The following is a 23,433-nucleotide window of genomic DNA, read 5'->3' on the forward strand; positions in this document are numbered from 1 at the left end:
GATTGATTCGCTCGGCGTCGATGAAGGTGTGGTGTGAATCATGCGGGCGTAATAATTTTTCTGCGCACGATAGTTAAGGTTTAAACACGAAAAATTTATTGTTGATCGTAAAATTTAATATCTCATTGCGCTTGTATTCTGCGGTTAGTCAGAAGAGTCTTTGTTTTTCTTTTGCGCTCTGGGGTGAGCGTTGTCGTATACTTTGGCCAAATGTTGGAAGTCGAGGTGGGTGTATATTTGCGTGGTTGATATATTGGCATGGCCCAGTAGTTCTTGTACCAATCGCAAGTCTGAGCTGGACTCCAGCATATGACTGGCAAAGGTGTGGCGCAGCATGTGTGGGTGCACCGGTTGCGTCATGCCTTGTTTCAGGCTTATTTGGTGCAGCCGTTGTTGCACATTGCGTTGACTAATACGTTTGCCTCGGCTGGAGATAAACAGTGCGGTTTCGGCCTCGTCGGTGTGCTGAGCTCGCACGGGTAGATACGCCGCGAGCGCGGTCAGGGCCTTACTGCCGACAGGTAAACTGCGTTCTTTATTGCCTTTGCCCGTTACGCGAACACTGCCATCGATGCGATCTATGTCGGTCAAGTTAATGCCCACCAACTCGGATAAACGTAATCCCGAGGAGTAGAACAATTCCACCAGCGCTCGGTCGCGCAGGCTAATAAAATCGGTGCCGTTTATTTCGACAAATTGCGTGGCTTGATCGACATCTAAGGTTTTGGGCAATTTCCGGCTGACCTTGGGGGTTTGTAGGCCATCGGCGGGATTGTTGCTAAGCCAACCGCGCCCAATGCCAAAGCGGAAAAAGCTGCGTAACCCACTGAGCCAGCGCTGTAACGATTTTGCACTGAGCCCATGGCGGTGCAGTTCGGTGAGATTTAACCGTATGTCATGCGTAGTGAGTTGATTCACCGAGGTTATGCTTCGCTCGGCGGCAAAGTGCTGTAATTTAATCAGGTCACGCCGATAGGCCTCAAGGGTTCGGTCGGATAATTGCCGCTCGGTTTGCAAATAGGTATAGAACGCATTCAGCTCTTGTTGAAAAGGCAGTGCGCTCATGGAAATGTCTCTTTTATGATGGCAGGTGAGGGGGAATAAGCCGGTTGAGCACTTCGGCAATATAGGCCAAAAAGAGAGTGCCCATACTGGAGCGGTAATATTTAGGGTCGCGATTGCCGATGGCAAGCAAGCCGAATGTATTGCCGTGCACCAGAGGAACGGTGGCGGCCGAGCCTATCTCGCTGGCGGCGTCGCCAAAAATATACTGCTTGTGAGCATCGTCCAGGTGGCCGCAAAACGAGCGATTGCTTTTGAGCAGGGCGCCAATGTTTTCGCGCGCATCGAAGATGCTAACCACGCGCGCTTCAGAACCGGCAATTTTATCGACATCGCCAAACAATAAAGTGCGGGTGAACTGAATATTGAATTCTTTGTTAAAGCTGTAGTGCAAAGCGTCGATGATATCGCCCAAGTCGCGTGCTTCGAGCAGAGAAAGAATCAATAACTTGGTTTTGTCGAATAAGCGATCGTTGTCGCGCGCATTGTCCAGCAATTGACTTAGCCGGTGGCGCATGTCCATATTGCGATCGCGCAATACGGAAACCTGCCGCTCGACCAAAGAAACGGCGGTGCCACTGTCATGGGGCAGTTGCAGTTCTGTTAGCAAGCCTGGGTGTTCGACAAAAAACTCTGGATTGTCGGCCAAAAATTGGGCGACATCGGTGGCTTTGATTCTCTGCGGCGTATCGGCTTCGTTCATCAGAGCTTTACCTGTCCGTGAAATACATTGGTTGCCGGGCCGGTCATGATAACCGGTTGGCCGATGCCTGCCCACTGGATGTCGAGGTCTCCGCCAGGAAGGTGAACAGTGACTTGGTTATCCAACAAGCCGCGCACAATACCCGACACCACTGCCGCGCAGGCGCCGGTACCGCAGGCTAGAGTTTCGCCCACCCCACGCTCAAAGACGCGCAAACGCACCTCGGTGCGGCTGCACACTTGCATAAAGCCGGCGTTAACCCGCTGGGGAAAGCGTGGGTGTGACTCGACCTGTGGCCCCTGCTCGGCCACGGGCGCGCTATCGATATTGTCCACGAGGGTAACCGCATGGGGGTTGCCCATAGAGATCGCACCAATGGTGAGTACCTGACCATTACCTAAATCCAGCGGGTAGTCGGCGGCTTCGTTTTCGGCTTGAAAAGGGATATCGGTCGGGGCCAGAATGGGTACACCCATGTCGACACTGATTTGTTCGTCTTCTTGAACTTTTAGCAGCATTTGACCCGCCGCGGTTTGTACACGGATGTCACGTTTGCCGGTCAGGCGCCGGTCGCGTACAAAGCGTGCGAAGCAACGCGCGCCATTGCCGCAGTTCTCCACTTCGCTGCCGTCGGCATTGAAGATGCGGTAGCAAAAATCCACCTCGGGGCTGGTGGGTATTTCCACCAGCAGAACCTGATCGCAACCCACACCCAAGTGGCGATCGGCCAAATGGCGCACTTTTTCTGGGGTGAGTTTCACTTTCTGGCTAATACCGTCGATGACCACAAAGTCATTGCCGAGGCCATGCATTTTGGTAAAGCGCAGTCGCATAGTGGTGTCCGAATCTCTTATCTTTGATTGGGGTGCCGCTCGGGCAGCCCGAATTCGGCGCAACATGTTGAATGCGCCGATGTGTTAAGGCGATAGTATCGCAGTGTGCACACTATTGCTCAATAACGTGTTCGCCACGAATCATATCGACGAAGCTTTCGCGCTCGCGAATAACGTGCACTTGGTCACCATCGACCAGCAGCTCGCAAGCGCGGGCGCGGGTATTGTAGTTAGAGCTCATGGTAAACCCGTAGGCGCCGGCGGACATAACCGCAAGGTTGTCGCCCTCTTCCAGTACCAGGTCGCGATCTTTGCCCAAAAAGTCGCCAGTTTCGCACACAGGGCCTACCAAATCCCAGGTTAAAGCGTGACCGGTACGGCGCTTGAGAGGGCGAATATCTTGCCAGGCCTGATACAGCGCGGGACGGATATTGTCGTTCATAGCGGCATCAATAATGGCGAAGTTGTGCGCCTCGGTGGGCTTGAGAAACAGTACTTTAGTTAGGAGGACACCTGCGTTGGCGGCAATGGAGCGACCGGGCTCGAACATTAAGGCCAGGTTGCGGTCGCCAATTTTGTCTTTAAGGGCGTCCATATAGTCGCCAACGGCCGGAGGCTGTTCATCTTTATAGGTCACACCCAAGCCGCCTCCTAAGTCTAGGTGACGAATATTGATACCCTGCTCGGCCAGGCTGTCAATCAGCACCAGCAGGCGATCTAGGGCGTCCAAAAATGGCGGCAGCTCTGTCAATTGCGAGCCAATGTGACAGTCGACACCGTGGACTTCAATGCCCGGCAGTTCGGTCGCACGACGGTACACCTCGGGGGCGCGCTCAATATCAATGCCAAACTTATTTTCTTTTAGTCCGGTGGAGATATACGGATGGGTGCCGGCATCGACATCGGGGTTTACGCGCAGAGAAATACGTGCGGTAAGGCCTTCGGCTTCTGCCACGCGGCTGAGCAGCTCCAACTCTGGTTCCGACTCGACATTAAAGCAATAAATACCCACCTTGAGGGCATTTCTCATCTCTTGGGCGGTTTTGCCCACACCGGAAAAGACAATACGTTTGGGATCGCCACCGGCGGTAAGAACACGCTCTAGCTCCCCACCTGAGACAATATCAAAACCTGCCCCCAAGCGAGCCAGCAAATTAAGCAGGGCAATATTGGAGTTGGCCTTTACGGCGTAGCAGATCATGCCTGGGTGTTGGCCCAGTGCTTGGGCGTATGCCAAATAGTGTTGGGTGAACGCGGCACGGCTGTATACATACGCCGGGGTGCCATATTGTTCGGCAATATCGTTTAGACGTACATCTTCCACATACAGCTCACCGCTGCACTCGGTAAAAAAGGACATAAATTTCTCTCATGGACTAATCGTCGGCTGGCGTTTGCTCAGGCGCTTTATCATCTGTGGGCAGGTATAGGGGACCTTGTTGACCACAACCTGTGCCTAAGCAAAGTAGTGCTGTGGCGCATAAAAGCCTTAGATAAGTCATATTGGGTCGCTAATAGTCGGCAAACAAAGGGGCTAGTATAACCTGCCGGTTCCGGTGGGAACAATTGCACCGCTCAGCCCTCGGTTTCAGGCTCTTTCAGCCTTAGTTTTGCAAACTCTACCAAGGAATTTGCCGACTTTTACACGTCACTAGCGGGCAATGGTGTGCCAGGCCCCTAAACTTGGCCCCATTGCTGTGGCGCTATTCTTGCTATACCCCTTTATTCTATCGCTCTAATGAGTGTTGAATAACAGCAAATAGGATTGAGCCGATGTTGGGAGTTAACCGTTTTTTTTCTTGGTTGGGCAACCGCGAGCTGACGGTTTTGCTTGTGGTGTTTGCGCTGCTGGGTTCCGTTTGGGTATTTGCCGAAATTGCCGATGAAGTAACCGAGGGCGACACCCACGATATCGATCGCAGTGTGTTGCTTATGATGCGCACCGCGGGCGATGTTAGCGACCCGGTTGGACCCGGTTGGGTCGAAGAGATGGGGCGTGATATTACTGCGCTGGGTGGCAATGTGGTGCTCACGCTCGTGACATTAATGGTGATGGGGTATTTAGTGTTGTGCCAACGCAGGCGCTTGGCTTTAGTCGTGCTGGTAGCATCATTGGGTTCGCTTGGAGTGAACACCCTGTTGAAAGATTCCTACCAGCGCGATCGGCCAGATTTAGTTCCCCACGGTGCGGCGGTCTATACCGCGAGCTTCCCCAGCGGTCATTCTATGGTCGCGGCGGCTACTTATCTGACACTGGGCGCGCTATTAGCCCGGGCCGAAAGACGGCGCCGGCTAAAGGCGTTCTATTTACTGGCGGCCTTGTTTATTACGTTTATCGTTGGTGTTAGTCGTCTTTATTTGGGGGTGCATTGGCCCACAGATGTGTTGGCGGGTTGGACGGCGGGGGCCGGCTGGGCCTTGCTCTGTTGGTTATTGGCCAATTGGTTACAGCGCCGAGGGCAGATTGAGCCGGAGCTGGACAGTCCTGCGGTATTGGGCCCGGATAACACTCGTTCGTGAGCGTTAAAGGCATTACAAAACATGACATGTATTTTTACATTAGGACGTACTATGAAGGCTGAGGCTGCTACATTGAGCAAACTTTCACCCATCGGTATGTTGGCTCGTATGGGCTACGGCGCTCGTGCACTGGTGTACTTAACAGTGGGATCATTGGCGCTACTAACAGCCACTGGATTTGGTGGCGAAACCACCAATAGTCGCGGTGCTGTTCGTACTTTAGCCGAGCAACCTTTTGGTTATATTCTATTAGTGGTGCTTGTGCTGGGATTGGTGGGATACGTTACTTGGCGGGCAACACAGGCATTGCTCGATACTGATAACCACGGCACCTCGGTAAAGGGCTTGGGTGTGCGAATGGGTTTGCTGATAAGCGCCGCTATACACTCAGCACTTGCTCTGTTTACCGCTAAGCTATTATTGTCAGATAGCGGTAGTGATGGCGGTCAACCCACGTGGTTGTCGAGCGAGTGGGGTTTGTGGTGTTTGGCGGGCGTTGGTGTGGGCATGGCCGTGGCTGGGGGAGCCCATATGGTGAAAGGTTGGCGTGCTGGCTATCAAAAGTTCATGCAATTACCCCCATCTCAGGTGGTTTGGATGCAGCCGCTGTGCCGCTTTGGTTTGGTCGCGCGTGGACTGGTATTGGTATTAATGGGTGCAATACTAGTGCGCTCGGCTCTAGTGGCTCATAGCTCAGAGGTTAAAGGTATTGCCGACGCGCTCAATACGCTGCGCGATAGTGCTTATGGCGCATGGCTGTTAGGGGTTGTTGCGACGGGATTAATCGCGTTTGGTTGTTATAGCTTGCTGGAAATGATATTTCGTCGCATCAATTATTAATGTGTAAAAGGAATCGATAACACCCATGCCAAAACAGCCGATAGAGCGCGCCCTGTTAATTGTGAATCCTAAGGCCCGTCAGTGCGCAGAGGCGGAATTGGATGCTGGCATTGCGCGGCTTGAGCAAGCCGGTATAAAGATTGAACAGTACCAGTCTGCCGGTCCGGAGGAGAGTCGCCAGGCGGTGCTGGAGCGAAAAGCCGCATTGGATTTGGTCATTGTTGGCGGCGGTGATGGCACCATCAGTTCAATGGCAGGGGTGCTAAGTGAATGCCAGCTACCATTAGCGGTGTTGCCCTTGGGCACAGCCAATGACCTTGCGCGTTCTCTGGGTTTAACGGGAGAGCTGGATAACGCTTTTGCGGCTATTGAGGCCGGGCATCGTCAGTTTATTGATTTGGGGGTGGTGAACGGGCATTACTATTTTAATGTCGCACACTTGGGACTGGGAGTTAAGGTTACCGAAGAGTTAACGGACGAGGTCAAAAAGCATTGGGGCGTTTTTAGTTATTTAAAAGCCTTGTTCGCAGCTTTGGCCCGAGTGAAACAGTTTAAAGTAGAGTTGAAAGCTGACGGCCAATGGATGAAATTGCGCTCTATACAGCTTGCAGTGGGTAATGGGCGGTACTACGGTGGCGGCAATGTGGTGGATGAGCAGTGTCGGATCAATGATGGGCAATTATCGTTGTACAGTATTCGGCCGCAATCGTTGTGGGAGTTACTGGCTTTGGCGCCGTTGTTACGCGATGGTAAGCAGCGTCAGGCTGACCGTGTGACACTGTTGCGAGCGAAAACGATAGAGTTAATCACACGGCCTAAAGAAATGGAAATACACGCTGACGGTGAGTGTGTTGCCAAAACGCCCGCTGACTTTACGCTGCAAAGGAACGCTTTAGACGTGGTAATTGATGCTGACAATTGGATTGGAGAGACTAATGACACTGTTGAGAAGTGATAGGCAGGTCGCCCTGCAACAATTGCATATAGCTTTACTGGAAAACGCTGACCACTATCGGGACGCGGCTGTTTTTGTCTCAGATACCAGCGCTGAATCGTGCTTTGAACAACTGGCGGCTGAGCGAGAAAGCCTGGCGCGCGATTTCGCCGCTGAAATTCGTTCGACCGAAGATTTACCGTCGGTGCCAGACCCCGAACGAGAAGAGGGCGAGCAGTTCATCAACCATTTGTCGGGCTTGTTTGCCGCCGATGAGACGGGAAAGGTCGTGGCTCAACGCCTGCAGGCAGAACAACAGTTAGCGCAAATGATCTCCGAACAGGAGCAGTGGTTAGAGGCTCAAGATGAGCCGCTGCTACGCCGTTGTCAGCAGCTGGTGAATGACAGTATTGAGCGTTTAAGGGCGTTGTAAGCAATTAGCCGTAGTGCGACCTTAAATAAGATCGCTAACGCTTAGCCTACATCCACCATGCGGTTGCGCCCCTGTTGTTTGGCCATATAAAGGCGGCGATCTACCGATTGGAGAAATTCTTTGATGGTGTCTGTGTGCTCCGGCAGCGTAGTGTCTATACCCATGCTGACGGTAACGATGTGACTGGCGTCGGAACCCTGATGGGGAATTTGCTCTTTAAAGATTAAGCTACGGCAGCGGTCTGCGACCTTGCGGGCCGATTCGATATCGGTTTCGGGCAAGACTAAAATAAATTCTTCACCACCGTAACGCGCAAAAAAATCCCGCGGGCGAGTAGCGCTTTGACTGAGAACTTTGGCGACTTTTTTCAGACAATCGTCACCCTGAATATGACCGTAAATATCGTTGTATTGTTTAAAGAAATCGATATCAAACAAAATGACAGACAGGGGTTGATTGTTGCGCCGAGCATTGGTCCATTCTACTTCAATGATAGAGTCGAACATACGGCGATTAGCGACATTTGTCAGACCGTCTTTAAACGATAGATCCTCCAATTCTTTTTGCAGGTCAAAGAGCTTATCTTCAATCTTTTTGCGTTCGCTGATATCAAACATAAAGCCCACGAGTGATTCAACGTCACCGATTTCGTCGCGAATAACGTGCACGACATCGCGAATCCATACGTAATCACCCTTTTTGGTCAGGGCGCGGTAATCGGCTTCGTGATCGGCTCCGGCCTTGGATTGTGATACGCAGTAGTCGACAGCCCAGTCGCGATCTTCCGGATGCATACGTTCAGCCCAGTCTTCAACGGATTTCCAGCTGTCTTGCGTCCAGCCCAACAACGTCTCAATTTGTGGGCCAATATAGCTAAACTTGAGTGTTTTCCAGTCAATTTGCCAAGGGATAGCTTGCGTGGATTCCAGCAGTGTTCGGTAAAACTGGGCATTGAGTGGAGGGTTTAGCGTGTTGATTCCATTCGAATCCGACATAGATTGTAAACCTTGTGAGTGTTTGCTCGATATAACTTGATGGGTTGCCGAGAGCGAGTCTAGTCATACAGTATAAGTGACCGTATTTAAAATATCAGGTTGTCATAATGAGATCGACTGGTATGTGTTATTCAGTGTCAGGGAAGGCATAATAGTTTTATCAGGCAATGTACAGTCTTCAATATTGCCAATAAGTGCGATAAAAATGACAGCTAATAGAATTATCCAGTCATAGTCGCTATAAATTATTTGATAATGGGTCGCATTTTCTGTTTTTAAGCGCTACATTTAGTGTGACGTCGTGTTTGTGTATGTGCTGAAATTTAGTTGGGTAATAAGGGCTCTAGCCTTTCCCTTGCCGATGGATGAGGTTGATTTTTACTATGGGAACCCCCTTAAAAGTATTGTTTGTGGAAGACTCCGAGGTGGATGCGGAGTTAACACTGGTTGAATTGGAACGCGGTGGGTTTGAGCCCAGCTCTGATCAAGTGCAAACATTAGAAGAAATGCGTTCAGCCTTAGGTGATCAGCAGTGGGATGTCGTGATCTGCGACTATAAAATGCCTCGATTCACCGCCGAAGAGGCGTTGACCACTCTGCAGCACAGTGGTCAAGACTTACCCTTTATTATTACCTCTGGAGCTGTGTCGGCAGAAGATGTGGTCTCCTTGTTAAAGCAAGGGGCGCATGATTTTATGGATAAGCGGGCACTGGCTCGCCTTGTGCCCGCGATTGAGCGAGAGTTACGCGAAGCTGAAATGCGCCGTAGCCAGCGCGAAGCGCAAGAGCGCGTTAGAATTTTATCCCGTGCGCTAGAACAAAGTCCCGTTGCCGTATTGATTACGAACCCTGATGCCTGTATTGAGTATGTTAACCCGCGCTTTGAAGAACAAAGCGGCTACAGTGCCGCTGAGGCGATAGGGCAAAATGTTGGATTCACCTTACAAGATGAGCGATCCGACGAAACTCTCGCCCAGCTTTGGGCGACAGTACGAAATGGGCAAGAGTGGCACGGGGAATTTACTAGTCGCACCCAAAAAGGACAGTTGATTTGGGAGCACGTAACGGTTTCGCCTCTGACTGATTCGCAGGAAATCATTACGCATTTCATAGTGATTAAAGAAGATATTACTATCCGGCGCAGCTACGAAGAACAGCTTCTGCGCCAAGCCCACTACGATGAACTAACTGGTCTGGCTAATCGCGTGCTGTTGATTGACCGTTTACAGTTGGCGATCAATAACAATGAGCGCGAAGTATGCCAAGCGGCTGTCTTGGGTATTGATCTGGATCATTTTAAAAATGTAAATGATAGTTTGGGTCACAGCATTGGCGATAACCTATTGAAAGAAGCCGCTGATCGATTAGCAAAATGCGTTCGTGGTGGTGATACGCTGGCGCGTATGGGCGGTGATGAGTTTATCGTGCTGCTGCCAAGTCTGAAAAATCCACGCGACGCACAAATTGTTGCTGAGAAAATATTGCGTCAATTTGAACAGCCATTTGTTATTTTTGGGCGCAATTATTTTGTAACTGCCAGTATTGGTATTGCATTATACCCTAACGATGGCGCCAACCCTCATTTGTTAATGCGCAATGCAGATTTGGCGATGTACCAAGCCAAAGAGCAAGGGCGTAACGGGTACCACTTTTTTACCGAAGACATCAATGTTCAATTATTAGAGCGTCTTGAACTGGAATCGCAGTTAAGATTTGTAGTGGAGCGCAATGAACTACTGCTTCATTATCAGCCAATTTATGATTTGGAAAGTGTGCAGGTAGTCGGTTACGAAGCTTTGGTGCGATGGCGCCGAGATCGCGATACTTTGACGATGCCCGGAGTGTTTATACCCTTGGCAGAGGATATCGGCATTATTCATGAAATCGATAGCTGGGTGTTGCGAACTGCATGTCGAGAATTGCGCGATATTATACAAAATCATGGTATGCGTTTGGCGGTAAATATTTCAGCTCGACAACTTGATGTTGAAAACTATGCGCAGTATGTAGCCGAACAACTGGAGTTAAACCAGTTGCAACCGGATCAAGTTGAATTGGAAATAACTGAGAGAGTGTTGGTCGAAGATACCGATAATACCCAAGAAAATTTACAAGCGTTGTGCGAAATGGGAATCCGTTTGTCAATTGATGACTTTGGGACAGGGTATTCATCGCTTGGTTATTTACAGCGTTATCCTTTTAAAACACTGAAAATTGATCGCAGTTTTGTGAGTAATATAGCGCAAGAGGGTGGTTCTGGCTCGTTGATAGAAACGATAATAACTCTGGCACATGGGCTGAATTTGGATGTTGTGGCAGAAGGCATAGAGCGTGAAGAGGAAATGATATTTTTACAATCATTGGGGTGCGACTATGCGCAAGGGTTTATGCTGGATAAACCCATGACATTGCGAAAAATACAGTTGATTTTAGCGCAAGAAGAGGGTTCGAAATCATAAAACGCCCCGTTAACAGGGCGTTTTATGATTAAGGCTGGATAATTTCCCAGCCATTTTTTGACGCTTCCGCTTCCAAACCGCGTCCCCCTGCTACAACTCCGGCGGTACCTATTAGTTGCAACATCGGTAAGTCAGAAATATCATCACCATAGGCAAAACAGTCCTTGGGATTGGTATTATGTTTTTGTAAAAACTGCGTTATGGCGATTGCTTTACCCTCCCCGATGGTTTGGGGTGACATGATGTCACCCGTGCACTGCCCATTTTTTACTTTCAGGTCGATGGCTAAAATATGGTTTACCTTGAGTTCATGCGCAATAGGCTCTAACAATTGGCGAAAAGAGCCTGAAACAAACACTGGGGCGTGTCCAAGCGCTTGGTGCTGCTGTAATCGCTCTACAACGTTTTGATGATAAAAGTGTGGTGATTTATGCTGCATGGTTTCGTACCACTGGCGCGAAACAGAAGCGATGTGCTCAATAGCCCGACCCGAAAAATGCTGATAATACAAGCGATTTAAATGGGCCCAGCATGCACCAGGATGCATATGTTCCAATAAGTCTTGTCGGTAAGAGGCTTCCTTTTCCGCGTCTGGATACATATGATACCAATAATCCTGAAAACTCAGCATGCTTTTCACAGAGATAAGCGTGTCATCAACGTCGAAAAAAGAAAATTGTCGTCGTTTTGTTGGCTGTTGCATATGGCCCCCATTAGCTCGCTAATTGAGAATCGATAGTCGAAGCTAGATCTGAGTAGGCATGTGCAAGATAACGTTTTTGAGTTTTCTTGGCCTGCATTTCCTCTTGCCGGCCTATACGCAACTTATCGATGGCTGAGATGTTGAAAAACAAGCTCGACACACAGGTGTTGCACTGAACCACATCCGCTTCGATCGTGAAGCTCAAACGTTTAGGGTTATCGATATCTTTATTGGTAATACGGCAGACAATAGAAGCGTTTACTGGGAATGAAAAATTATTGTATTTTACCGACATATCGTTGAGCACGAACGCATATTTAATCTTTTTATTTTGAATGAAATGCGTTTCAGTGATTGCCACTGTAGCTTGGCGAACGGCTTCAATTAGTATCATGCCCTGCACATGTTGACCACTTTGGTGATCACTCATCAGCTCACAGTTCTCGTCAATCAGCAATTGTAATTCAAAAGTGTTCTCATTAATCTGTCGAGGGTGAGAGATCAACGTATTTTCTGGTTTATGCTTGTGGGTAATAGATTGACTGGCTCGTTTGGGTAAATGACGCCATAGGCTAAAATCGAAGCATGAGAAATTGGGTGATTGTTCGGCAATAGTGAGGACTTCCTCGATGCAGTGATCCCCCATCCCTTGGCCTGGGAGCAAGGTCGTCGATTCGTGCATAGAAAGCATTTGATCAGGCAGTGCCAATAAGCCTTTTAATTGTGAAACAGTCATGGCATCTTTGCCTATGGCATAAGACGCAAATTTATCACCAACCACCAAAATAATACGGTTACTCATGGGTTTTCCCCTTTGCTCGTGTGAGATTAATCTATCCTTGATCAGAGAAACCTGATCAACATTTGCTTGGAGTGTCAAAAATCGATCGTTTTGTACGCCCTGTGATCTATATCGCACTATTCGGGCCAAATTGATAAGACGGCCTATACTTATAAGAATAATGGAAGGATTCGCTGTAATTTGGCGTCAAATTTTGCATAATGCCGATTGAACAGCTCATTGAATAATTAAATAAGCAGGTAATTCAGTGTATAAATCAGTAGGTGTCAAATTTTTGTTATGGCTAAGCGTTGTTTTGACGCCTGCTCAGGTGTTGGCAGCTAGTCTTAATTTTATATCAATCGATGTAGAGCCCTGGGCGACCGAAAAAAATGGAGAAATGTCAGGAGGGTTTATCGAGTTGGTGAAAGAAATATCCGCCAGAACCGGGTATTCCATTGATATTAGCTTAACCCCTTTTGCCAGAGTTGATCGGGAGCTGGAAACCGGCGGCCACGACTGCACGATATTGATTCCGCGCAGCGAAGAGACCGTGGTGCCAGGAGAGTTGGTGTCATACCATGAGATGGGTTTAATCGCCCGCCCGGGTGTGGAAATTAACAGCTACGAAGATTTAACCGGCCTTAAGATTTCGCTGATACGAGGCTCTTCTATTACGCCACGCTTCGATTCTGACCAGTCCTTAAATAAGGTATATGATACGGATTATTTAATTGCATTGCGAAAGCTGGCGCGTGGACGAATTGATGCTATAGCAGGGGCCATTCCAACAGTGCGATACTTGGCGGTCCACAATCGTTTGTCAGCCGCTATCGGTGAAACATTGGCGTTGGCCGATATACCTCTAATTTTTCAATGTTCACGTAAATCGAGTCAATTGCCACAGATGGAGAAAATAAATCAGGCCATTCGAGCAATGAAGCAAGATGGTACTATCGAAAAAATACGGCAACAATATTACTTCTAGGGCCAGCGGGTGAGGAAAATGGAGTTCTTCAAGCAAATTTCCAAAGCTGTAAGCCATACAGGCATTGGTCGACGGTTGTTACTGCACATCATTTTATTTAGTTCGGTAGTGACACTGCTAGCTACGGCGGTTCAGCTTTTTACCGATTATCAGCGCGATATTAGCTTGATTGAGGGACGCCTGGGAGACATACAGAGTAGCCACCTGTCGGCTATAAGCGCAAGCTTGTGGAATCTTGATACTAAGCAACTTTATATTCAAATAGAAGGTATTCGTCATTTGCCAGATGTGGATGCGGTTGCAATCTATGAGCTGTCAGAAAGTGTGATAAACCCATTAGTGATTGAGCTGGGAAAGTTTCAAGATACTAACGCCATTGTTCGCGAATATTTTATCTTTAAGCCAGATACCAATGACAAGCAAGTGATAGGAGTGCTGAAAGTTCAAGCTTCTTTGCAAGATGTATACGCAAGGTTGTTAGATAAAGCAGTGGTTATATTATTAAGCCAAGGGGTTAAAACCTTTTTGGTGTCCATGTTTATATTATTTATATTTTATCGATTAGTTACCGTGCACCTCAGTGAGATTGCCAACCATTTGGCGCGATATAAAATAGTTGAACCAGCCCCAAGGTTAGCACTGCAGCGAAAGCAGCTTGACGATAAAGATGAACTAGATCAGGTTGTAGAGGCGTTTAATCAACTGACAGATAATTTAGTAAGTGCTTATGATAATTTACAATCTATCAATAAAGCACTGGCAGACGATGTCGCGGCTCGAAAGCGTGCGGAGAGAGAGGTAAGAAGGCTTAATCTTGAGTTGGAAGAGCGTGTACAGCGTCGAACTGCAGAGTTAGAGGCTGCCAATAAAGAGTTGGGCAGCTTTTGTTTTTCAGTGTCTCACGATTTACGTGCGCCGCTTAGGCGTATTGATGGTGTTTGTCAGGTGTTACAAGAGCGACTGGTAGATGATTTATCTGGTAAATCCAGGCACTTCTTTGATCGAATAACTCAAGAAAGTCAATCAATGAGTGAAATGATTGATAGCTTTTTGCAATTGTCACGAGCGACACAAAGTGAGTTGAATGTAGATAGTGCTAACGTTTCGTTGATAGTGGAAAAGCTAGTAAATGAGCTGCAAGAAAATAATAAAGATCGACAGGTAAGTGTAATCATTGAACCCGATATTTGGGCTGATATTGATCGGCGAATGATGACGGTATTATTGAACAACTTACTGTCCAATGCATGGAAATATACCGAAAAAGAAAGTGCTGCGGTGATTGAGTTTGGGCATTATGAAGAAGAGTCGGGCCAGCAAGTGCTGTTTATTAAAGATAATGGGGCTGGTTTTGATATGAAGTATGCCGATCGGTTATTCACGCCCTTCACACGACTTCATCGACAGGACGAGTTTGAGGGTGTTGGGATTGGCTTGGCAACCGTGCAACGTATTGTGGCAAGACATGGTGGGCACATATGGGCTGAGTCTGCCCCAGATTCAGGGGCAGTATTTTATTTTACTCTGTGGGAGATGCATAGCCACAGTAGCTCGGATACTCATCGGTTGCCAGTAATCAATAAAGCGTAAAAAATCAGGGCTTGTCTTTCTGCTGGCTTTGCTTGCGGATAGTAAGCGCATCATCGTGGGCGGTAAATGCCTGTTCACGATCTTCAAATTCAAACACGGAACGGATTTGGCAGTGGCTATCGCCGGTGCGTAAGCGACTTACCCCGCCCCCGCAGACATCCCCAAAGTGATCGTCAAACAACGCATTTGGGGAGATGCCTAAATCGAAGCAGCCTGGTCTAACGGTAGCCAAATAATAATGATTGCCTCTGGCGTTGATCGAAATGACGTCGCGTTCCAGAACACCATACCCTGTTATATCATTGACTTGAACACAAGCCCGCCCATTCTGCTGAGTGACCTCTAACAGGGCTGTAGTCATACTGGGCGCGGCCGGTTTTGTGGACGTGCTGCAGCCCAAGCTGATTGCACTGGCGACGATAGTAGTACATAAAAGCTTGTGGGAATAAAACATAGTGCGGCTCCGTAATGGGAGTGTAGATTTGATAATTGCGAGGTAAAACCGAATAATGATTACGTCTTACCATATACTTTAAAAGGATAAGCTACCGATAGTTTAAATACAAAAAAAACAATATTTATATAGATAAGCCTTAAACTTCAAATGAAAAGCCGCGGCGAGTGAGTGAGTGGTAGGTATGTTCATCGAATCGGTACAATTTAGCAGCTCGATGTGAAACGCCGATTTCTTTTTCTTCGCAGTTTATTAGCAGGTTCATTTTCATGATTTTTCGACGAAAATTAGGTTTGTCGAGTTTTATGCCCAGGATGGATTCATAAAGTTCTTGCAGTTGCAATAAAGTAAATTTTTCAGGTAGCAAATTAAATCCAATTGGCTGTCGGCGTATGTTTTGTTGTAGTTGTTTGATGCCGTATTGCAGTATGTCTGAGTGATCGTAAATCAATTCCGGTAGTTCTCGGATGTTAAACCAGCAAACATCTTCCGTTTTATGTCCTACGGCCAGTTCGAACTTTTCAGCACTGACCAGGGCATAATAAGAAACGGTAATAATGCGCCCCTTGGGGTAGCGATTAACCTGGCCAAAGGTTTTAAGTTGCTCAAGATAGAGTCCTTTTATGCCGGTCAGCTCGAGTAAGTGCCGACTGGCAGCATCGCGTAGGTTCTCATTATAACGAATGCGCCCACCGGGCAGCGCCCAGCAGCCGGCACTTTCCCCTTGACTGTGCTTGACGAGCAAAATGCTAAGTTGCCCCTCGTGAAAGCCAAAAATGAGATTATCGATAGAAATGGTAGGAATAATGCTGTCTTGCGGGGGGGCTTGGTCGAGCTGAGCATCTGCAGACGATTGATTTTCCGACACGTGACTATCCTTGGCTTAAGATTAAATGCATATTCAGTATAGGGTTATAATAAATTGAGCCATTATAGTCAAATATACCTTATTGTTAGAGTGGCTAAGTTGAAGGCTTACAGGGTTACGAGTGTTGGCCAGTTTGACCAGAGAGGTGCTCTTAGGTGAGAGGATTAAGGCCAATTGGGAGGCATAATCATTACCGATAGATTTTTGTTAATGCTTGATTCAGTCTCGACTCGATGGATCGTTTCTGCTGTAGGTAATGTATTAACTGTAGCCCAGTTTCGGGCGCTAGAAGATCAGAGCAGGCAGTCAAATCTAAATCACTAATATGGCAGTGATAACGGTTTTTACCTTGGCGCTTATGCAAGATATAGCGCGCTGCCATTTCGAATGGATCTAGTTGTTTGGCATTGTATTCGTGATTGTCGCAAATGATTGTGTAGTGTAGGCAAAGGTTTTCATCCGGCTCGACAATAACTTTGATATCCGTGTATTGTACTGATTTGGTAGCAGTCGAGTCATTGTGGCATTCGATGGTGTAATCTTTGCCATTATTAATCACCTGACGAATTTCAATACCGTGCGAGTTGTCTAACGAGACAAAGTGATCTAGTGCGAACTTTTCCCCTTGAGAGGAAAGTCGTGCATTGACAGAGGCAATAAAGTTAATAATCGGAAGAGGGTAAGCTTGACGATCTTGTGATTGATTGTTAAAACGAAATAAAGCCCCGCTTACATCACAATAGGTATAAATAATCCCGCTATCCGTCATTTCATAATAGAGATAGTGCTGGGCGGGTTTGGTTGATTCTATAATGCAACGAAGAGCTGTATTCAATAAGGCTTTGGAGTCAAGAATTAAAGGCCTGTCGTGTGATTGTGGCGTTTCCATATACCGAAAAAGATCTTCTATAGAGCGGAGCTTGGTGACTGACGGAGTTCCCTGATGAAACTGAACAACATAGAAGTGTCGATGAGTTTCAATCAAATAGCGTGCATACGAATTACCATTGACACCATAAAAGCATTGAGTAATACGATTGAAAAGTTCATATAGCCTATTTTCAATAAGTGCGCCAAATTGCTGGTCGGGGCAGACTATATCAAGTTCTGGTGGGGTTTTTATGGCGTGGGGCGGGGCAAATCTTAAGTAAGCGATAAGTATTTCGCTAAGAGAGTCCCGGTTATAATTTCTGACAATCAATTCCGACCAGCTATTGATATGGGCAATATCCGCAGAGCGGACCAGATTGTCGTGCAGGCCACTATAATTGAGCGCATCTGATTGCTCACTTAATAAGGTTAAACCTTGTTTGTCATAATTTTCATAAGCTGATGATATTAAATTAATGGCAATTTGAACTCGTGCAACGTGTGCAGTTTCCATAAATGCCTCGTGAGATGGAGGCGATTGCGATTTAGATAACCATTTTTTGGTACGCTGAATAAGGTTTTGTTGTTCAGTATCCCGGAGGCAATTATTGCCTTGAATCTCGACTTGAGTCGCAGTGTCAACAATGCCATTCCAAATGGCCCAGACCAGCAATGCGTAATATGAATCGGCCGACAGCAGGTGGTTATGGATTTGGGGTGATGTTTTTTTCTGAGAGCGTTTATCTTTAAAGAGCGACCAGTGAGGTTTATCCTCGTTGAATGTAATCCAGATGTTAGGTTCTGATAAATCTTTAGATATTTCTGGATTAATCGTTTCAATTTTTCCTGATTTTCTTTCAAAAGCAGCGTGTAGTTTTCGACCAAGTATGGCGAGTTCCTGTGAGCTAATAGATGCTTTTTGAAATGATTGACGCGATAAGTTGCTGAGCAGTCGATAGCTTTGGCTTAACTCTTTGATTAATAAATCACGCTCATGAATAACTTGATTTGCTTTCCAAAGTTTATGGGAGTCAAGACGTAATAGTTGAGTGTTATCCCATTGCCACTGGACAACGAATTTTTCCAATAATATTCTCTGCCACGACTTTTCTCGACTTGATGGCTGATGTGTTAACGCTTTATTGACCTTAAAGTAGAAGCAGCGCCGGGCGAGATCTAGCCGGTCATTTTGATTGGTTTTGGTAAAGTATTCTTCAATACGTTTGTAAATAAGCAGATAGCTGTCCACCTCATCAGCACATGGCTCTGATTGATGTACAATTGATTTATAGTCAAGGGCAAGTGGGTAGGCTGTACCATTGACGGCATAAGCTTCCAACAGCATTAACTTTATCACTGATTTGTGTGGAGAGTTGATGCCTTTGTACAGCTGCCAAATGCCTGCTCCTAAATATTCCTCATGAGGGATGTGGGTAATTGGGCCAAAATCAACGACATCTTGTTTTCGAATAAATCGCTTTTTTAATAGTTGGTCGGTAAAATATTGGTAGTTGTTTTCGTGTTTAACGGGGACGTACCACCATAGCGGAATCTTCCCTGCCACCCATATTGCACTTCGATAAAATTCATCCAGCAAAAGATGGTTCTGCGCCGAACCGCTGCTTTCTTTAGACATGGCGCCTGATGCAGGCTTGCCTTGTTTTCTATCACCGCAAACTGGAAAGAAATGCGCCTCAACGCCAAGCTCTTTGTCGGCCCATGCACTGATAGCCTCGAATTTAGCTTCTAGTTTGGTTAAATCTTTCTGCGGTATGCTGTTTTTATGACAGACCCAAATGTCAAAATCACTGCGTTCGCTGTGCGCAATAGTGCCGACGCTACCCATAATAAACAATGCATCGATCGCCAGCTCTTGTTGGGCAAAAGTTTTTTTCAGCTCAAAGCTTCGGGTGATAATTTTAGCGGCACTAATTTGAATACTGTTGGGCTTGAAATAGGGAATGCCGCAAGGCGTGTCGCTGCCTTGATATCCGGGTAGCATAGGATGATTTACATGCAATAATACAGGTAACACATCTAAAAATAGTTGTTGGCGAATCCCAATGGCCTGCCGGGTTCGCTCCAGGCGCACGGTATTTAATCCTAAAAAACGCTGTTTAAGGCGTTTAAGTTGTTTGCGATCTATGCCGTCATCTGGGTTGAGTTTCGAGAAATCATACATCAGTGTTTAACGGTTGAGATCTGCCCGTTGAGTAGGTCTGAAAGTGTTTGATAGAGTAATTGGGGTTTAATCGGTTTGCTGATGTAGTCATTCATGCCTGCCTCAATACAGCGTTCTCGATCACCATTCATTGCTTGTGCCGTTACGGCAATAATGGGTAGTTTCTTGCAGTGGTCAAGCTTGCGAATGACACGAGTTGCTTCAATACCGTCCAAGATGGGCATCTCTATGTCCATTAATACTGCATCAAAAGGGGTGGCATTTTGAAGAATATCAACGGCCAGTTGTCCGTTTTCAACGCAGGTGACATCAATGCCCTGTTTTTTCATCATGCCTCGAGCTACCTGTTGATTAACGGTGTTGTCTTCCACCAAGAGAACGCGTTTGCCTTCCAAATGTGCGCGTGTGTCGGTAACAGAGGGTTCTTCGTTAAGATCGGACAGGCATTCGGGTATGGCCCGGCAGATGGCGTCGAACAGGCGCGACTCGCTGACCGGCTTACTGAGGAAGTCGTCGACAAAATCCGTATCTTTATGTTGTGAAAATATCTCATCACGCTGAAATGAAGATACTAAAAATATTTTTGGCTTATGATGAATAAAAGGTGCGTGGTATATATCTCGCGCCGCTTCCAATCCATTTTTTAATGGCATTTTGTAATCGAGTAGTAGCAAGTCGTAGGCATGATGATTGGCCTCGGCAAGTTTGATTTTTTCCAGAGCTTCCTGCGCGCTTGAGGCGGTGTCGACATGATCGACCAGTTTTCCGGCAGACTTGGCGAGGATGTCGAGTGCCAGTTGGTTGTCGTCTATGACTAGCAAGCGCAGGGCGCGGCAGCTGCTTTTTTCTCCGGCAATATGGTGGTCTCCGATGTGGCTGTGCTCAAATTGGGCATGAAATGAGAAGTTAGAGCCTTTTCCCAGTTTGCTCGAGATATCAATTTTTCCGTGCATCAAAGTCACGAGCAATTTACATATTTGCAAGCCAAACCCGTGCTTACCCTGTGTGCCGGAGTGTGGCTGGGTGTTGAGGTCGTCCCGCAGGGTCTTCAATGTGGTGGCGTCTAGCCCTGTGCCGTGATCAATAATGCTAAATCGAAGATCAATTTTATCACTACTAGCATTCATGTTCTGAGTTTTAACAATCACTTGGTCACTGTTCGAATACTGCAACGCATTAGTGACTAAATGGCTGATGATGTGGCCCAGGCGAACTGCATCACCCCGTAAAAAGCGTGGCACGTCATCGGCAATATCAAAAATAATGTTGACCGGCTTGTGTACGGCTGCACTTTCGAACATACGGGACAGTCGCTCAAATACATGTTCCAGGTCAAAGTGTGAGTTCTCGAGGATGATATGGCCTGTATCTAATTTGGCATAATCAAACACTTGGTTGACGGTGTGCAATAAAGAATTGGCCGCGTGGTTGATGCTGCTTAAATAACTTTCCTGTTGCGATTCGAGTTGAGTGTCAGTCAGTAGGTGGCCGAGCCCTAAAATAGCGTTGAGTGGCGTGCGTATTTCATGACTCATACTCGCCAAAAATTTACTTTTGGTTTGGCTGGCCATTTCGGCCTCTGCTTTTGCTTGAATAAGTGCTTGCCGATCGGTTATGGATTGGGTGATGTCTGAGTTGGTGCCAACGCAGCGAGTGGCTTTGCCCTGCTGGTCTGGCTCAACCAATAGACATTGACTGTTGACCCAGACAGTCTCGCCGCTGCGTTTACGTAGGCGGTACTCCAGGCACAGGGATTCGCGCCGGTTGTCGATAGCTGTATTGAACTCTTGCAGCACATTGTCTACATCCTCTGGGTGGATAACCTGATTCTTGAAGGTCTCGAAGGTGCCGGGTAATGAGTCGGGTTCAAAGTCCAGCATGCGCAAATAACCGCGGCTAAAATACAGGGTGTTTTGCTCGAGATTCCAGTCCCAGAGTCCATCGCGCGAGGCTCGCATGGCGTAGCGAAATCGTTTGTCACGTTCGTTTAAATGATTGATTAGCTGACCGCGCTGATAGGTTTCTTGTATTAAGGTTGCAACGTGCTTCGCAAAGCTTAGTAAAGCCGGCGCTGGTGCACTGGGTAGCCTGAGAATAGCCAGAGTTTGGCCACGTACCTTAATCGGGGCAAACAAGCCGTCTTCGATCGCGAGATCTTCGCCGTTGCTAAGTTGCTCGCGATAAGCGCTTGGGTTCGGCGGAGTTGGTGCGGCCAGTTCACCTGCAATTAATTGCCAGTGGTTAAGGTCACTGTCGACCGACCAAAGTGTCAGTGGTTGAATGTCGAGTTGTTCACTTAACAGCCGCAGGCTGGCGTTTATGTCGCCGGGCTCAGTGGAACCCAGTAATAGCTCCAAATGACACTGCATAGAGGGCAGCGCCCGATTCGTAGAATCAGAGTTACTTCCGGTCAGCGCCGATAAGGCGTGCTCCAGCTGCGCAATACGCGCCTCCAGGGCGGCCGTGTTCTCACTTTTATTAGCCATTAGCTGTGTGTCCTGCCTAGCTGCCTGTATACAGGCGAACCGTAGTACGGGCGTGCCATTGCCGCCCTGTTGTTGCGGGATAGGCTAATAATAGACGAAACTCGCGACAATTCCACCCTGCTAGAGTGGTTGTTGCACAATAAAGGAAGGCGCTGCAGTGGCGGGCACTGCAGCGTAAAGGCTGGATTTAGCCCAGCAGCTGGCGGGCGCGGGCAACTGCTGCGGTAACCTGCGCCGGGGCGGTGCCGCCCACGTGGTCGCGCGCAGCTACTGAACCTTCAAGGGTGAGCACTTCAAACACATCGGCAGTAATGGTGTTGGAGAACTGCTGTAGCTCCTCCAGGCTCATTTCCGATAAGTCTTTGCCAGTTTCTATGCCGTAGGCCACGGATTTACCCACTACTTCGTGGGCGTCGCGAAAGGGCATGCCTTTGCGTACTAGGTAGTCGGCCAAATCGGTAGCCGTTGAGAAGCCGCGGCGGGCCGCTTCGTACATGCTATCTTTGCGGGCGGTAATCGCCGGCACCATATCGGCAAAGGCGCGCAAACAATCTTTGACCGTGTCAATGGCATCGAACAAGGGCTCTTTATCTTCTTGGTTGTCTTTGTTGTAGGCCAAAGGCTGCGACTTCATCAGCGTTAATAGACTGATTAAGTGGCCGTTCACCCGGCCGGTTTTACCGCGTACCAGCTCGGGTACATCGGGGTTTTTCTTCTGCGGCATAATGGATGAACCGGTACAGAAGCGGTCGGGTAGGTCAATAAAGTCAAACTGAGCGCTGGTCCAAAGGACAAGCTCTTCACTGGCGCGAGACAGGTGGGTTAGCAAAATACTGGCAAAGGCGCAGAATTCGATGGCGAAATCTCGGTCGGAAACAGAATCTAGGCTGTTGTTAGTGGGGCCATCAAAACCCAGCAGCTCTGCGGTGTAGGCGCGGTCGATGGGGTAGGTCGTACCGGCCAAAGCGGCGGCCCCTAAAGGCGATTGATTAAGGCGTTTACGGCAGTCTAGCAAACGGCTTGCGTCGCGGGTCAGCATCTCATTCCAGGCCAGTAAATGATGGCCGAATGTGACAGGCTGGGCGGTCTGCAGGTGGGTGAAACCCGGCATAATAGTGCCTGCCTCGCGCTCGGCTACCCCCAAAATCCCCGTTTGCAGACGCTTGAGTTCGGTGGCAATTGTGTCGATTTCATCGCGCAGGTAAAGGCGAATGTCTGTGGCGACTTGATCATTGCGCGAGCGGCCGGTGTGCAGCTTTTTACCGGTGATACCAATTTTCGCGGTTAGGGCAGCTTCGATGTTCATGTGCACATCTTCCAGGCTGACCGACCACTCAAAATTACCCGCATCGATATCGGCGCGTATTTCTTCTAGCCCGGTAATAATTTGCTGTTTCTCGTCAGCACTGAGAACACCAACTTTTGCCAGCATTGTGGCGTGGGCAATAGAACCGTTGATGTCGTGGTGATACAGTCGCCAGTCAAATCCGATGGATGCGGTAAAACGCTCGACAAACGCATCGGTCGCTTCGCTAAAGCGGCCCCCCCATGATTTGTTGGTCTGATCGGTATCGCTCATAATCTCTCTCACAGCAGTCGTTGATGGCACACTGGTATAAACAGTGGCCAGAATACAAGAAAAGGCGGCATTATAGCGTATCTAGAGCTGAGTCCCTATGCTTGAGAGATAGGAGGTGTGGAGGGCGTTATACTTGAACGCAGAACGCAGAAC

19 protein-coding genes and 1 pseudogene are annotated in these 23,433 nt (G+C 47.9%); 7 read left to right on the top strand and 13 right to left on the bottom strand.

Annotated elements, in window-relative coordinates:
- Positions 1-144 precede the first annotated feature (144 nt).
- The 5 genes and pseudogenes from xerC to Q4526_RS05700 all read right to left on the bottom strand — a co-directional run.
- Positions 145-1,065, bottom strand: coding sequence for a tyrosine recombinase XerC (gene xerC / locus Q4526_RS05680; RefSeq protein WP_215975933.1), 921 nt, complete (start codon positions 1,063-1,065; stop codon positions 145-147).
- 13 nt (positions 1,066-1,078) lie between these two features.
- Positions 1,079-1,765: a DUF484 family protein gene (locus Q4526_RS05685; RefSeq protein ID WP_215975934.1), complete on the bottom strand. Its 687-nt coding sequence runs from the start codon at positions 1,763-1,765 to the stop codon at positions 1,079-1,081.
- A complete protein-coding gene (gene dapF / locus Q4526_RS05690; protein ID WP_215975935.1) occupies positions 1,765-2,598 on the bottom strand; it encodes a diaminopimelate epimerase in 834 nt (277 codons plus the stop codon). The genes Q4526_RS05685 and dapF overlap by 1 nt, the downstream gene beginning before the upstream one ends.
- 112 nt (positions 2,599-2,710) lie before the next feature.
- Positions 2,711-3,958 (bottom strand): diaminopimelate decarboxylase, encoded by a 1,248-nt coding sequence (gene lysA / locus Q4526_RS05695; protein WP_215975936.1) that lies wholly within the window; start codon positions 3,956-3,958, stop codon positions 2,711-2,713.
- Between the two features lie 16 nt (positions 3,959-3,974).
- A pseudogene (locus Q4526_RS05700) lies at positions 3,975-4,049 on the bottom strand (lipoprotein); the annotation flags it as partial.
- 322 nt (positions 4,050-4,371) lie between these two features.
- Between Q4526_RS05700 and Q4526_RS05705 the strand changes: the two are divergent.
- From Q4526_RS05705 to Q4526_RS05720, 4 genes are read left to right on the top strand one after another with little or no spacing between them, the layout of a single operon-like run.
- The gene (locus tag Q4526_RS05705) at positions 4,372-5,118 is read left to right on the top strand and encodes a phosphatase PAP2 family protein (protein ID WP_215975937.1); all 747 of its coding nucleotides are present in this window, start codon (positions 4,372-4,374) and stop codon (positions 5,116-5,118) included.
- Between the two features lie 51 nt (positions 5,119-5,169).
- Positions 5,170-5,958, top strand: coding sequence for a DUF1206 domain-containing protein (locus Q4526_RS05710; protein ID WP_215975938.1), 789 nt, complete (start codon positions 5,170-5,172; stop codon positions 5,956-5,958).
- 25 nt (positions 5,959-5,983) lie between these two features.
- Positions 5,984-6,913: a lipid kinase gene (locus tag Q4526_RS05715; protein WP_215975939.1), complete on the top strand. Its 930-nt coding sequence runs from the start codon at positions 5,984-5,986 to the stop codon at positions 6,911-6,913.
- Positions 6,894-7,325 carry a hypothetical protein gene (locus tag Q4526_RS05720; protein WP_215975940.1) on the top strand — a complete coding sequence of 144 codons (432 nt, stop codon included), beginning with the start codon at positions 6,894-6,896 and terminating at the stop codon, positions 7,323-7,325. The genes Q4526_RS05715 and Q4526_RS05720 overlap by 20 nt, the downstream gene beginning before the upstream one ends.
- A gap of 41 nt (positions 7,326-7,366) precedes the next feature.
- Here the strand turns inward: Q4526_RS05720 and Q4526_RS05725 are convergent, their stop codons facing one another.
- The gene (locus Q4526_RS05725; RefSeq protein ID WP_215975941.1) at positions 7,367-8,320 is read right to left on the bottom strand and encodes a sensor domain-containing diguanylate cyclase; all 954 of its coding nucleotides are present in this window, start codon (positions 8,318-8,320) and stop codon (positions 7,367-7,369) included.
- Positions 8,321-8,703: 383 nt separating this feature from the next.
- Here Q4526_RS05725 and Q4526_RS05730 point away from each other — a divergent pair, with 383 nt between their 5' ends.
- The gene (locus tag Q4526_RS05730) at positions 8,704-10,779 is read left to right on the top strand and encodes a bifunctional diguanylate cyclase/phosphodiesterase (protein WP_215975942.1); all 2,076 of its coding nucleotides are present in this window, start codon (positions 8,704-8,706) and stop codon (positions 10,777-10,779) included.
- 28 nt (positions 10,780-10,807) lie between these two features.
- Here Q4526_RS05730 and Q4526_RS05735 read toward each other — a convergent pair whose 3' ends face one another.
- Both Q4526_RS05735 and Q4526_RS05740 read right to left on the bottom strand, forming a co-directional pair.
- The gene (locus tag Q4526_RS05735) at positions 10,808-11,482 is read right to left on the bottom strand and encodes an HAD family phosphatase (RefSeq protein ID WP_215975943.1); all 675 of its coding nucleotides are present in this window, start codon (positions 11,480-11,482) and stop codon (positions 10,808-10,810) included.
- 10 nt (positions 11,483-11,492) lie between these two features.
- Positions 11,493-12,284: an AfsA-related hotdog domain-containing protein gene (locus tag Q4526_RS05740; RefSeq protein ID WP_215975944.1), complete on the bottom strand. Its 792-nt coding sequence runs from the start codon at positions 12,282-12,284 to the stop codon at positions 11,493-11,495.
- Between the two features lie 274 nt (positions 12,285-12,558).
- On the opposite strand from Q4526_RS05740, the gene Q4526_RS05745 reads away from it, so the two are divergent.
- Positions 12,559-13,251 carry an ABC transporter substrate-binding protein gene (locus tag Q4526_RS05745; RefSeq protein WP_215975945.1) on the top strand — a complete coding sequence of 231 codons (693 nt, stop codon included), beginning with the start codon at positions 12,559-12,561 and terminating at the stop codon, positions 13,249-13,251.
- An 18-nt stretch (positions 13,252-13,269) separates the two neighbouring features.
- Positions 13,270-14,841 carry an ATP-binding protein gene (locus Q4526_RS05750; RefSeq protein WP_215975946.1) on the top strand — a complete coding sequence of 524 codons (1,572 nt, stop codon included), beginning with the start codon at positions 13,270-13,272 and terminating at the stop codon, positions 14,839-14,841.
- A 4-nt stretch (positions 14,842-14,845) separates the two neighbouring features.
- Here the strand turns inward: Q4526_RS05750 and Q4526_RS05755 are convergent, their stop codons facing one another.
- The 5 genes from Q4526_RS05755 to argH all read right to left on the bottom strand — a co-directional run bounded on the left by Q4526_RS05755 (position 14,846) and on the right by argH (position 23,280).
- Positions 14,846-15,295, bottom strand: a complete 450-nt coding sequence (locus Q4526_RS05755) for a DUF6491 family protein (protein WP_215975947.1) — start codon at positions 15,293-15,295, stop codon at positions 14,846-14,848.
- 139 nt (positions 15,296-15,434) lie between these two features.
- Positions 15,435-16,163, bottom strand: coding sequence for an NUDIX domain-containing protein (locus tag Q4526_RS05760; RefSeq protein WP_215975948.1), 729 nt, complete (start codon positions 16,161-16,163; stop codon positions 15,435-15,437).
- A gap of 190 nt (positions 16,164-16,353) precedes the next feature.
- Positions 16,354-19,215 (bottom strand): class I adenylate cyclase, encoded by a 2,862-nt coding sequence (locus Q4526_RS05765; protein ID WP_215975949.1) that lies wholly within the window; start codon positions 19,213-19,215, stop codon positions 16,354-16,356.
- Complete coding sequence (locus tag Q4526_RS05770) at positions 19,215-21,701, bottom strand: response regulator (RefSeq protein WP_215975950.1); 2,487 nt, start codon at positions 21,699-21,701, stop codon at positions 19,215-19,217. Before Q4526_RS05770 ends, Q4526_RS05765 begins: the two co-directional genes overlap by 1 nt.
- 187 nt (positions 21,702-21,888) lie before the next feature.
- Complete coding sequence (gene argH / locus Q4526_RS05775; RefSeq protein ID WP_215975951.1) at positions 21,889-23,280, bottom strand: argininosuccinate lyase; 1,392 nt, start codon at positions 23,278-23,280, stop codon at positions 21,889-21,891.
- Between the last annotated feature and the right edge of the window lie 153 nt (positions 23,281-23,433).

It is taken from the genome of Gilvimarinus sp. 2_MG-2023 (genome assembly GCF_030547685.1).
GTDB lineage: Bacteria > Pseudomonadota > Gammaproteobacteria > Pseudomonadales > Cellvibrionaceae > Gilvimarinus.